Source organism: Pseudoalteromonas maricaloris (assembly GCF_024746855.1).
GTDB lineage: Bacteria > Pseudomonadota > Gammaproteobacteria > Enterobacterales > Alteromonadaceae > Pseudoalteromonas > Pseudoalteromonas maricaloris.
Map to the genome: position 1 here is coordinate 3835642 of NZ_CP024625.1, position 12247 is coordinate 3847888.

The 12247-nt window shown below is 44.8% G+C and carries 10 protein-coding genes; 3 read left to right on the plus strand and 7 right to left on the minus strand.

The genetic code is table 11. From position 1 onward, the window contains the following. Positions 1–53: 53 nt before the first annotated feature. Together CTT31_RS17065 and CTT31_RS17070 are read right to left on the minus strand one after the other, a co-directional pair. The gene (locus tag CTT31_RS17065; RefSeq protein ID WP_260491629.1) at positions 54–3623 is read right to left on the minus strand and encodes an ABC transporter permease/M1 family aminopeptidase; all 3570 of its coding nucleotides are present in this window, start codon (positions 3621–3623) and stop codon (positions 54–56) included. 11 nt (positions 3624–3634) lie between these two features. Further along, on the minus strand, positions 3635–4516 hold the full coding sequence (locus CTT31_RS17070) for an ABC transporter ATP-binding protein (RefSeq protein ID WP_010378221.1): 882 nt from the start codon (positions 4514–4516) through the stop codon (positions 3635–3637). A 151-nt stretch (positions 4517–4667) separates the two neighbouring features. On the opposite strand from CTT31_RS17070, the gene CTT31_RS17075 reads away from it, so the two are divergent. Further along, positions 4668–5345: a nitroreductase family protein gene (locus tag CTT31_RS17075; RefSeq protein ID WP_069020419.1), complete on the plus strand. Its 678-nt coding sequence runs from the start codon at positions 4668–4670 to the stop codon at positions 5343–5345. Positions 5346–5362: 17 nt separating this feature from the next. On the opposite strand, the gene CTT31_RS17080 is transcribed toward CTT31_RS17075, so the two are convergent. Genes CTT31_RS17080 through CTT31_RS17090 form a run of 3 tightly spaced genes read right to left on the minus strand, consistent with a single transcriptional unit; the run spans position 5363 to position 10025 of the window. Further along, positions 5363–6409 (minus strand): efflux RND transporter periplasmic adaptor subunit, encoded by a 1047-nt coding sequence (locus CTT31_RS17080; protein WP_260491630.1) that lies wholly within the window; start codon positions 6407–6409, stop codon positions 5363–5365. Next, a complete protein-coding gene (locus CTT31_RS17085) occupies positions 6399–9704 on the minus strand; it encodes an efflux RND transporter permease subunit (RefSeq protein WP_260491631.1) in 3306 nt (1101 codons plus the stop codon). Before CTT31_RS17085 ends, CTT31_RS17080 begins: the two co-directional genes overlap by 11 nt. A 15-nt stretch (positions 9705–9719) precedes the next feature. Further along, complete coding sequence (locus CTT31_RS17090; RefSeq protein ID WP_010378211.1) at positions 9720–10025, minus strand: ArsR/SmtB family transcription factor; 306 nt, start codon at positions 10023–10025, stop codon at positions 9720–9722. A 95-nt stretch (positions 10026–10120) separates the two neighbouring features. Between CTT31_RS17090 and CTT31_RS17095 the strand changes: the two genes are divergently transcribed. Both CTT31_RS17095 and CTT31_RS17100 read left to right on the plus strand, forming a co-directional pair. After that, complete coding sequence (locus CTT31_RS17095) at positions 10121–10312, plus strand: YgaP family membrane protein (protein ID WP_045987806.1); 192 nt, start codon at positions 10121–10123, stop codon at positions 10310–10312. Between the two features lie 37 nt (positions 10313–10349). Further along, positions 10350–10694: a rhodanese-like domain-containing protein gene (locus CTT31_RS17100; protein WP_010378206.1), complete on the plus strand. Its 345-nt coding sequence runs from the start codon at positions 10350–10352 to the stop codon at positions 10692–10694. Between the two features lie 35 nt (positions 10695–10729). Here the strand turns inward: CTT31_RS17100 and CTT31_RS17105 are convergent, their stop codons facing one another. Both CTT31_RS17105 and CTT31_RS17110 read right to left on the minus strand, forming a co-directional pair. Next, positions 10730–11356 (minus strand): YiaD family glycine zipper/OmpA-like lipoprotein, encoded by a 627-nt coding sequence (locus tag CTT31_RS17105; protein ID WP_039493461.1) that lies wholly within the window; start codon positions 11354–11356, stop codon positions 10730–10732. Positions 11357–11439: 83 nt separating this feature from the next. After that, complete coding sequence (locus CTT31_RS17110; protein ID WP_260491632.1) at positions 11440–12231, minus strand: substrate-binding periplasmic protein; 792 nt, start codon at positions 12229–12231, stop codon at positions 11440–11442. Positions 12232–12247: the final 16 nt, after the last annotated feature.

The window sequence follows — 12247 nt, forward strand, 5'->3', positions numbered from 1 at the left end:
CCTTTAAAAACAAATGAGGGCTTTCGAAAAAGCCCTCTCCTACCATGTATCGATTAGAGTGCCTTGATGTTATCGGCGGTTTTCTTATCAATCAGTTTTACAAACGGATCAACTCCCGCAAATTTCGGTAACTCTGTTACTTTCAACTCAATCTTATTTTCACCCGATGTGATCGCGTGCTTTTGTAGATATAACAGCGTTTCGTCACTTTGAATGTTGTTAGGATCAGCAGAGAATAAAGCTATATCAATCTCTTGATTAAGCGGGATTTCTTCTTCGTTACCTTCACCATCTGCATGCTTTTTCGCCGCCTCAACCGTTAAGGTCACCGTATGTAGCTCTCCCGCTTGCGTCGCTTCTTGCACTTCAACACCCGCAAGCTTAAGCTCATACAACGTAATCGCATTGAATTGATCTTCGATAAATACCTGTTCTTGCTCTGAAGCCCCCGCTTTCAAGTAAGTCAAAAAGTCGAGTGTCGTTGGGTAGATATCTGTTCTAAAACGATAGTCATTTAAGAAGCTTCTTAATGCGCTATTGAGTCGCGTTTCTCCAAGTAAATCGTGCAGCGCTAACATCACAACAGAGCCTTTATTGTAGTGAATATATTGCTGACCGATTGTTCTGGATAACGCCCGCTCTTCATACGGATCAGAACCTCGTCCACTTAAATAGGTGTCTAGTTCATACTTCAAGAATTTTCGGAGATTATGCTCGCCGTACTTTTCTTTCATCACCATAATGGCAGAATACTGCGACAACATTTCCGACAGGATATTTGACCCCTCCACATTAGCACCAATCACCTGATGCGCCCACCACTGGTGTGCCAGCTCATGTGACGTCACATAGTAAGGTACATTGATATTGTCAGTATTACGGGTGTCCGTTAAAAATCCAATATTTTCCGAGTACGGCACTGTATTGGCAAAACTTTGCGCAAAGTCTCGGTAACGAGGAAACTCAATTATACGCATTTGCTTATGTTGGTAAGGCCCAAACTCTCGAGTGAAATAATCAATAGAGTCTTTAGTCGACTGCAGCATGGTGTCTACATTCCAAGCATGATCTTTATGATAGTAAACCTCGAGCGCAATGCCTTTGTATTCTTCCTGTTTCACCTCAAGATCCATCGACAAGATGTTATAGAAGTGCAGCATTGGAGCATCCATTTCATAGACATAGGTCGTGCGGCCGTCTTTGCTGTGTTTCGATTGCAAATAGCCTGGCACCATCGCAACTTGCGATTCATCCGTCGTCACCGTTGCGGCGAATGTGACGAAATTTTCCGCAAATAATGGTTCATGATGATAGTGTGTTTCTTCAATCTTATTACCACGTTTTAGTGGTTCAAGGCCGCGCTGACGACGCTCACTTTTGTCTTGAATTTGCTTATAGATGCTATAACCAAATGTCGGGAACAAGGTCGTGTTATCGATGAAGGTACCATTATTCACTAAGGTTTCATCATTGCCTCTATCTACAAAGCCAAGCGTTTGCCGTACAACTGACATCGTAATTTCACGCTGCTCACCCGGTGTCATTGGTTGTGAAAGCTCAAGCCAAGCGTGCTTAAAGGTTTTATCCTCTTCACCAAGCGTAGCGCCAGCCATTTCCACTTGCCACGCTAAAGTATGATCAGGTTTATTGACCAAGAAGCGAGTAATCTCTTTATCTGAGCGGTTTTCAACCAACAGCTTTACTTGCGCTTCAATACGACGTGTCTTTGGAAATATCTCAGCATTGAGCTGTACATCTAACGTGACTGGTACAGGGTCATCTCGATACTGGGCAAATTGTTGCTCATATTGCTCTGCGATATCTTCAGCTTCATCTTGCGTAATAAACTCATTGACCACTTGCGTGTTGTAGTAAATATAGCTGCCACTACCCACGAATATTAAAGCACCACAAGCTAATAATGCTTTACCTGCATTACCTAACTGATAGCCCATCAGTGCAATGCGTGCTTTCAGCGTTTGCCCCGCACCACGAGGCCAAAGTGCATAGCTTAGTGTCGCTAACATCATGCTAAAACCAAACCAGTACAAATTGTACCAATGTGCCGCACTAAGGAAATGACCATAACCATTAATATCTGAGTACGGCACTGAGGAAGTTTCACCTAAGTGGTACATATTGTGCTCAAAGCCAAAGTTGCTCAGGACTATCGAAATAATGAAGTAAACGACATATATTCCCATACCCATATATTTGCTTGGACTCATCACCTGTATCAAAAATGCTAAGGTGGTTTGGAAGGCAAAACCTAACACATATAAATATCCCAAGCGCACAATATACTGGGCGAGATCTATCTGTGTCACACCCGACAATAATTGATAGCTAATGGTTATCAAGCTACCAAATACACATAGCAGCGTCATCACCGCAACTAGAGCGATATATTTAGAGCCCCAAAATACCCAGTTTGCAACAGGATAAGAGTCAACAATATCTCCCATTCGCGAATCACGGTCATGCCATACTAGCTCAGCGCTGTAATACACCAACACAATGACCAACAATTGCCAGAAGCTGCCGTGGATAAGCTCCACCATTCTAAAGGTCACTGGCCATACTTCTGTGCCATACCAATTAAATGAGCCAACCAATGCAGGTATTAAGGTTGCCACCGCCAAAATTAATAACACTAAGAATGGATAGCTTTTAAGCACTTGCTTTACTTCAAAAGTGGTTCTGGTGCAAAAGTGCACCCAACTACTACCTACGCTCGCTTTAAAATCAAAACGATTCAGCAATGCCGACGCCTGGCTACCATCTTCTTTGGCTTTACTCTTGGTTTTTTGTTTTTGCGGTAAATAATGAGAAGTATTTAAAGCTAAAGCACCTAAACTGAGCAATGCAACTGACATCCAAATTAAGCGGTTATAGAGCAGTTCATCAACCAGGCTTATGACTGACGTATTGCGATCTGCAATGGTCCAATATTCTGATTGCGCCGAAATAGCTGATAGGCCAAACATGTCTACATACGCAGCAATAGTACGGTATTCAATATCTGAAAAAATACTATTTGCCACAAGATAAGTCACAAACAAACCTACAGCAACCAAGTACATTGCTATCATGGTTCTGAATTTTTGCGCCACTAGTGCAAATAGGCTCGCCATAAAAAACAGTGACGGGGCAGCAATGAAAAATAGTGGCGTTAGATAATAGCTGAGTTTATTAGGCCCGATCAGTTCGGTATCCAGCCAACCGACTAACCCGCCGATACCAGAACCTACCCAGATCCCCACTAAACACATTGAAAATACTAACAAGGTGACAAGATATGCTCCGAAAAATCGACCCAATCGATATTGCGCTAAGTGCAAAGGCTTACTCAAAATAAGCTCACTAAACTTACTTTGATCGTCTCTTATCACCGCACTACCAACAAAGTTAACCACCAAAAAGATGGAAAAAATGGTCATGATGGCAACGGTTTGCAAGATGGCATAGGGCGAGTTTACATTGACGTTACTGCCACCACCAATCTGTACCGAGTCCGAAACTGAGGCAAAAAAGGTGAGCAAAAATAGAATCAGAGAAGTCACATAAAAGGAAGGCTGACGGACAAAATACCGCAGCTCAAAACGCATCATTTTAAATAGCATCTGCCCACTCCTTACGCTGCTTGATTATTTCGATGAGTATGCAGAGTAGAAAAATAGACGTCCTCTAAATCGGCAGGTACCGCTTCAAAACCTTCAGGTGCTTGATCTGCAAATACGTTAAGTAAGGTCTGTCCCGCGAATAAGCGTTTAGAAATAACCGGTAAGTTTTGCTCTACTTCTTTCGCTTCCGCAAGTGTGACCGACTTACGCCAGATTTTCCCCTGTAGCTGCTCAGTGAGCGCAATTGGATTACCTTCAAGTAAAATTTGTCCGCTCGCCAGTACGGCCATATTCGGACATAGCTCAGATACATCCTCCACGATATGCGTCGATAAGATAACTACTTTACTCTCACCTAAGCCAACGAGTAGGTTGTGGAAACGATTACGTTCTTCTGGGTCTAATCCCGCTGTCGGTTCATCCACAATGAGTAAATCAGGATCGCCAAGTAATGCCTGGGCAATACCAAAGCGTTGACGCATACCTCCGGAAAATCCGCTTACCGCATTTTTACGGTGATCATATAAGTTAGTTTGTGCGAGCAATCCGTCCACGGCTTCTTTACGCTCTTTTTTATTATTTAACCCTTTTAGGATTGCCATATGATCCAATAAATCATACGCACTAACGCGCTGGTAAACACCAAAATCTTGCGGCAGATAGCCTAGACGTGCGCGGAGTGCCTTGGGCTCTTTTAAGACATTCACACCGTCGAACTGTATGGTGCCAGCATCCGCCGACTGTAATGTAGCAATCGTGCGCATCAACGATGATTTTCCAGCGCCATTGGGTCCGAGTAAACCAAACATTCCCTTTGGAATAGTCAGGTTTACACCTCTCAAAGCATGAACACCATTATCATAGGTTTTTGAAAGTCCTGATATTTCGAGCATTTTTATTTCCTTTCCGGATTTTTATTATTGTCCTTTTTATAACATTTACCTAGGTTAGTGACAATTAACATAAACATATCAATTGCAAATAAAAGTAAACACTGAAACACTAAGAAACGTTCTTAGTTTACAAAACCCAAGGAAAACTAACATGCAAGATCACGCCAACCACCCACTGACGGATTTTATTGAATACCCTCACGAAGAAATGCTAAGTCGTGCGGAAGCATTCTTGGAAAACAGTAAGAGACGTCATAGCATCCGTGCTTTTAGCGACCGCTCAGTACCGCAAGAAATCATCGAAACCTGTATCAAAGCAGCGGGCACAGCCCCCAGTGGTGCAAATCATCAGCCATGGCATTTCGTGGCGATTGGCAGCGCAGAAAAGAAAAAGCAGATCCGAGCTGCAGCCGAAGACCTCGAGCGCTCGTTTTACCAAGGCCGTGCCGGAGATGAGTGGTTGGACGCGTTAAAACCTTTGGGCACAGATGCACAAAAACCCTACTTAGAACATGCACCTTGGCTTATCGCTATTTTTAGTCAGAAAAAAGGTGGGATCCACGCGGAAGACAAAAATACCAACTACTATGTCCATGAATCGGTTGGGATAGCTACTGGGTTTCTTATCCAAGCCCTCCATAATGCAGGACTTGCCACACTGACCCATACTCCTAAACCTATGAGCTTTTTAAGCGAGTTGTGCGGTAGAGATAAAGATAACGAACGTCCTTATATGTTATTGATTGCGGGCTATCCAAGTGAAGATGCAACTATTCCAGAGCACGCAACAGTGAAAAAATCACTCGCCGAAATCGCTTCGTTTATTTAAAAGTTCAGATCAGCTAACTATCGCTGCACAGCTAGCTGATCGCCTTCGTTTAGGCCACTAATAACAATCGTTTTATTACCAGTCTCTTCGCCCAACCTGAGATAGCGTTTGTGAAGCTGGCCACTTTCTATTACTTCAACCATCGCCAATTGACCATACTTGCTGATCATATTAGTTGGAATTTGGATAACCGCCTGCTCGCCAAGCACAAGCTCAACCAGCGCGTACATGCCAGGCACCACATTTTTCAGCAAAGGCATATCCAATTTAATAATAAAGCTGCGCGCTTGGCTGTCGGCAATTGGCACCATTTCCGATACACGCGCGGTTTGGCTTATGTCTAGCGCAGGTATGCGCACCTTAATCTCGCTTCCTAACTGAATATGCTTAACTTGGCTCTCGCGAATTGGCGCTTCAATCTGCAATTGTAACGGATTGAATAGCGAAATAATGGCGCCACCGGGGCTAACCATGCTGCCCGGCTCTTGTAAGCGCGCTACCACTTTACCCGAAATAGGGGCTGTGATTTGCGTGTAACCCAGCGCGACTTCTGCACTGCGATACGCCTCTTGCAATGCCTTATCTTGCGCTTGTAACTCGTTCACTGTGGCTTGCCACTCATCCACTTGGTTAATCGCAATAAGCCCTTTTCCATTAAGAGATTTATTGCGTACTAACTGCTTAGTTGCTTGCTCTAGCTTGGCTGAATTCGCCGCTTGCTGCGCCGCCACTCTTTGCAGCTCTGCTTTAAGCTCGGCATCATCGAGTGTTGCTATCAGCTGTCCCGCAGTGACTTTATCACCAGCTCTGACGTTAAGCGTTTTAAGCTCCGCCAATAACCGACTGGACACTAACGTATTTTCTTTTGCGACTACGCTCGCAGGCACTTGTTCAATCACCGCAATCAGCGACTTTTGCACGGTATAACGTGCTCCTTGATAGGCGGGAAGTTCAGACTTATTACCAGGAGCTAGCTTATTTTGGAATCCACCAGCAAGCCATACGACCATCAATAATAGGCAAAAAATAGCAAGAACAGGAATAGCGATTTTATTACGAGACATGAGAAAACTCCTGAACTGATGAGGCATTAAGAGATTGATTAGGTGTCGATGGTTCTTTGAATACTAAGTAATAAACGATAGGCACGACTAACAGTGAAAATAACGTTGAAGCAATGATCCCGAAGATAATAGCAAGGGCGAGGCCACTAAAAACAGGATCTAAGATAATCACCAAGTTGCCTAATAACGTCGTGCCTGCAGTAAGTAATACCGGTCGCATTCTTACACTTCCCGCCGCAATCAATGCGTCGATAAGTGCCATACCAGCCGCGCGAGACTGATTAATAAACTCCACCAAAATCAGGGAATTTCTCACCACGATTCCGGCCAGCGCTATCATCCCTATCATCGCGGTCGCTGTAAATAACACAGGCTCTGGCGCACCTGCAATCACACGCTCACCAAATTGATTGAGTAACCAAAAGCCCGGCATAATCCCTATCATGGTGAGGGGAATTGCCGACATAATGATAAGTGATAAGCTACTAGATGCCGTTTGTATCCGCAGGATGATAAATATCGCCACCAGTGCAAATGCAAATGCGATCCCCATATCTCTAAACACATCTATGGTAATGCGCCACTCACCTTCACCTTTAAAGGTATAATGAGTTCCCTCTAACATTGACCAAGTGACTCCTCCGCCACTGTGTAAAAAGGTGCGAGATGCCCAATTGCTTGGTGTTATCTGTTGGTTTTCATCCGCAATCACATCGGCAATCACCTCAGCTGGGGTACGGCCATTTAGCTCCGCAAACACATAAATCACTTCTTGTAGGTCTTTTCGAAGGATCACGGGAGCCGTAGGAATAGCTGTTAATTCGCCCAGTTCGGCAATCGCTACAAGGGGTCTCGCGGCCTGCTCTAAGCCATATTCTTGAGTGGTTTTAGCCAACTCCTGACGACCACGAACTTGCATCGCCAATACGTTTTGCCATTGATTACGCTGCGCGTAACTCACACCTAACTCGATGGGCACCGTTGCGACTTCACCTTGAGTATATAAAAAGCCTGCTGACATGCCGCTGCTTGCAACCACTAAAGATTGATTAATATCCTCTGTGGCCACACCTGATAACGCAGCCTTTTGTTTATCAACCACAAACCGCTTTAACCATGTTGGCGAAGCCATTGAGGTGTCAACCTCAACCACATGTGGCTCCTGCCTTAAACGATGCGCTAACCTCTGGGCTGCTTGCTCTTGCGTTTCACGAGCAACAAACGGATCTGCATAAACCTCAGCAACGAGTGTACTTAATACCGGAGGTCCCGGCGGCACTTCCACCACTTTTACTTGCGTCAAAGTTTGGTTAAAAGGCTGAAGCTTTTCACGCAGTCGCATGACGATGGCGTGAGATTGATGTTCGCGTTCACGCTTGTCCACCAGTAAAACTCTAAGTTCGGCAAGATGCGTACCACTACGACGATAATAGCCTCGCACCATACCATTAAAATCCATACTGGAAGGCTTACCGACAAAAGCGGCGATGTCGGTCACTTCAGCTTCTGACCAAACGATTTGCTGTACTTGCCTCGTCATTGCGGCCGTTTGCTCAAGGCTGGTTCCCTCGGGCATATCTATCAGTACTTGGATTTCACTTTTATTGTCAAACGGCAGCAATTTCAGTGGTACGGCTCTAAAAATAGGGAGGCTCACACTCGCAACAAATAACCCTAACACGCCCCATAATAACCACTTGGCTGTGCGGGGGTTTTGTAAAATTGGCAGCATGATTTTGCTGTAGTACGAGTCTTGAGGCGCGACTTCACTTGTTTTTGTATCCGCTTTGAGTAACTTTTTAGACAGCCAAGGCGTCACTAAAAAAGCCACTAACGTCGAGGCAATGACACTAATGGGGACGTTAAATGCCATGGGTGCCATATATGGGCCCATCATGCCAGTAATAAATGCCAATGGAATAAACGCCATGATGATAGTTAACGTTGACATCAAAAGCGCAGATTTGATCTCGACCATAGCAGCGACAATGTTATGATCTGTGTCAGCTGCCGCGCCGCGATGAATAAAGCGGCTAATATTATCGATCCCAGTGATTGGGTCATCGACTAACAATCCCAGCGACAAAATAAGCGCAAACAAGGTGACCCGATTAATGGTGTAACCAAACGCAAAGTCCAACCCAAGTGTAATGCCATAGCAAATTGGCACTGCAAGACCAACAACGATGGCAGGCCGCCAACCTAAAAATACACCGACAAATATCACAACGGTAAATACCGCAAAGGCCAAGCTAGAGGTAAGATTATTGACTTTGTCATTGGCCGTCTCGCCATAGTTTCTTAGTACTTTTACCGATACCTCAGCGGGAAGGATCTCCTGTTGTAGCTGGGTTACAAGCGCTAAACTTTGCTCTGCAACCGTTACCGCATTACTTCCCTTTTGCTTCGCCACGCCAATCGTCACTAATGGTGCATCAGCCTGACTGTCGCTGCTTGCTAACCACTGATAGCTATCGGGTTCACTAGGACCATCAATAACCTGAGCAACTTCTTTTAAAACAATGGCACGGCCATTGATTACATTCACCGTGAGACCTTCAAGTACCGACTTATTACGAAGGACATCACCAGATTCAAAGGCAATCGTGTTACTGCCTGCCGTCACTTGCCCGACTCGTGTCACTAGATTACTACTTTGGATAGCACCTAAAACATCCATTGGTGTTGTTTGATGTGCAGCAAGCGCAGCTAAGTTCAACTCAACCCTAAGTGCTCTCGTGCGCCCGGTAATAACTGAAACCTCGCTGGTGTCTGCGATGCTCTGTAACTGGATAGCTAGCTCTTGTGCAAAGCGCGTTAGCGCGTAGTCATCATATAGTTGCGGCTTGGAACTTGTCAGTCCAAGCATCAAAATTGGAACGTCATCGACTTCTATTGGACGGATCTGCCACTGAGTGACAATTCCCGGCATAGTATGCTGGTTGGCATACAGTTTAGTGTAGGTGTTGAGAATGGCTTTCTCTCTGTCTTCACCCACATGAAATCTTAAAGTAACAACCGTGCCGCCGGTTTGGGTCGTAGAATAGACGTGTTCAACGCCTGGAATTTGCAGCAGTAACTTTTCAAGTGGAGTGGTGACCAATCGTGCTACTTCTGGTGAGGCAGTATTTGGTACCGACACATGAATATCCAACATAGGCACCACTATTTGTGGTTCTTCCTCTCGTGGTGTCATTTGCAATGCAAATAATCCAAGTACCACAGCGCACAAGAAGATAATCGTTGGCAAGCTGCCTTGTAGAGCATACCGAATGACACCATCTAACTTTTGCATCTCATTCGTTCCTAGTTACTCTGCACTTGAGGCGCAGAACAGCTGATATAAACTATCGAGTAGTACAGCGACTCGGCTATCTTTAACATGATAATAAATCGTCGCCCCCTCACGCCTAGTCGCCACGATTTGTGCCTTTCTCATGCTGGCTAAATGTTGTGATAAGGCAGACTGCGCTAACGGCACCATTTCATTAAGCTGGCTAACACTGAGCTCTTGCTTTTGCAATGCACACAAAATCATCAAGCGATTTTTATTCGCCATAAGCTTTAACAAGGCTTCTGCCTGTTCGGCATTTTGCGCCATTTGCTGCAGTTCCATGTTGACTCCCAAAAAATAAATGCGCTTAAAGTATAGACACAAACATTAGCAATGTCTAATATTAGAAATATCTAATATTGAAGGTAACACTCATTATGACCTTACATCCTCTACTTAGATTAATCGCTGGTGTTATGTTTGCCATTTCTTTACTGCTCACACATTTTGTCAACCCACATTGGGTTTGGTTTAGCGTGTTTATTTGTGTCAATTTAGTGCAGTCTGCTTTTACTAACTGGTGCCCTATGATCGTTATATTGAAGAAACTTGGCATTCAGGAAAGGTGAGTCATAATGAAACCGATAACCCAATAAGGAGCTATATATGCTGATATCTGCCCAAGATGTATTAAAGACAGTAAAGCCTAATCAACGCTGCATTGACGCGGTACAAGCAAAATCAGAGATTGCACAAAACAATGGTCTGGTTATCGACGTGAGAGAGCCGGCTGAACATAGTCAAAAGGCAGCCAACGGCGCGGTAAATATCCCAAGAGGATTGCTAGAGTTTAAGCTTCCAGAGCTGGAAAAAGACGCAGACAGGCCAATTTATTTACACTGTGCTGCTGGTGGCCGTGCTATTTTTGCCGCAGAGCAACTAACACGTATCGGTTACACCAATGTCAGCGTAATTACCTGCAAAGCTGAAGTGGTGTGTGACACTTTATAAAAAAGGAGTGCTGTGCAGCACTCCTTGCACTTTTCTTATGCGCGGTTTGGAATAATTTTTATTTCTACTCGGCGGTTTTGTGCCTTACCTTGCTCAGTATCATTGCTCGCGATTGGCTGAGACTCACCCATGCCCTCTGCGTATAATCGCGCAGGAAGTACCTGCTGTGATAATAAATACTGCTTTACGCTATTCGCGCGCTGTTCAGACAAAGTCTGATTGAAGCTCGCTGAACCAGTAGAGTCTGTATGCCCGACAATCGTTAAGAATGTCTTATCGTACTGCTGCATCACACGCGCGATGCCTTGAAGCGTATTGTAAAAACCAGGGCTGATAGCTGACTTACCCGTCGCAAAGGTTATGTTTGATGGCAACACTAAGCGCATTTGGTCACCCTCACGAACAACCTCAACCCCCGTGCCCGCGAGCTCTTGGTTAAAAGCGGCTTCCTGCTTGTCCATATAGTTACCAATTGCGGCACCTGCAATTGCACCAACCGCAGCACCAATGGCAAGACGCTTATCTTTGTGGTTACCAGTAGCCTTACCTAACACCGCACCGGTTGCAGCACCAATCGCCGCACCTTTACCTGTGTTATTCATTTCACATCCAGACAAAGCAACCACAACGGCTGCACCAATTAACATATTTCTTGCAATCATCTTCCCACCTGAGTTCGTTTCAACTTGATTGTCTATATTGTTGCAATAAACAATTAACTCTGGCTGAAGCCTTGTTGGTTTTTTTAAGGATGAGCAGGGACTAAGTCGCTTATATGCTCAGAAACTGGTGGCAGTTTATATTTTGCAACCACAGCATCAAGCTGCTTTCTCTCAGCCAATTGCTTCATCGTTAAACGAATGGTTTGCGCAAGCTCGGTGCCGCTGAAGCGTTTGCTCATTGCCATATGGCCATAAATCGGCTGAGCGTGGTGATAGGAGACTTTTTTCAACTTTTCAATGGGCTGACCAAGCACTTCCATCGCCACCTCAGCGGTGTCTTCAACTGCGATCACAAGGTCAACACGTCCTTTAAGCAATAAATCAAACGCCACTTGCTCACTAAACACTGGGACTTTATTGAGTTGACGGTCTTCATCAAAGCGAGGGTAAAAAACGCCGCCACGCATCACCGCAATCCGCTTGGTATAAAGATCCGTATATTGTTCCACCCGAATATCGCTGTCTTGCTTAGCATAGAACACAAACGAAGATGTCAGCGCCATGTAGGCGGGTTCGACAAAGTCGATTAACTTTTCTCGTTGAGGCGTACGGATCAAGCCACCCATGACGTCTACCTCACCTTGCGCTATCATCCGCATACAGCGAGAGAAAGGACAGGGAACGGCATTTATTTGATAATCAACACCAGCCTGAGCCTGCACCGTTGCCAATATATCTAAGATTAAACCTTGCACTTCACCATTGTCTTCAATAATGCTATACGGTGGCGCATGATCAACAGCGACATTAATTTGCTGAGCAAAACAAGAGAAGTTCGCCAACAAAAAAAGTAAACACGGCGATAAAAAAGTCATTCGCATAATACTTATC

Excerpts from the sequence above, each read along its gene's own strand:
- CTT31_RS17065 (WP_260491629.1), bottom strand. The coding sequence starts at position 3,623 with ATGCTATTTAAAATGATGCGTTTTGAGCTGCGGTATTTTGTCCGTCAG.
- CTT31_RS17100 (WP_010378206.1), top strand. The coding sequence starts at position 10,350 with ATGCTGATATCTGCCCAAGATGTATTAAAGACAGTAAAGCCTAATCAA.
- CTT31_RS17110 (WP_260491632.1), bottom strand. The coding sequence starts at position 12,231 with ATGACTTTTTTATCGCCGTGTTTACTTTTTTTGTTGGCGAACTTCTCT.
- CTT31_RS17090 (WP_010378211.1), bottom strand. The coding sequence starts at position 10,025 with ATGGAACTGCAGCAAATGGCGCAAAATGCCGAACAGGCAGAAGCCTTG.
- CTT31_RS17085 (WP_260491631.1), bottom strand. The coding sequence starts at position 9,704 with ATGCAAAAGTTAGATGGTGTCATTCGGTATGCTCTACAAGGCAGCTTG.
- CTT31_RS17075 (WP_069020419.1), top strand. The coding sequence starts at position 4,668 with ATGCAAGATCACGCCAACCACCCACTGACGGATTTTATTGAATACCCT.
- CTT31_RS17080 (WP_260491630.1), bottom strand. The coding sequence starts at position 6,409 with ATGTCTCGTAATAAAATCGCTATTCCTGTTCTTGCTATTTTTTGCCTA.
- CTT31_RS17095 (WP_045987806.1), top strand. The coding sequence starts at position 10,121 with ATGACCTTACATCCTCTACTTAGATTAATCGCTGGTGTTATGTTTGCC.
- CTT31_RS17070 (WP_010378221.1), bottom strand. The coding sequence starts at position 4,516 with ATGCTCGAAATATCAGGACTTTCAAAAACCTATGATAATGGTGTTCAT.
- CTT31_RS17105 (WP_039493461.1), bottom strand. The coding sequence starts at position 11,356 with ATGATTGCAAGAAATATGTTAATTGGTGCAGCCGTTGTGGTTGCTTTG.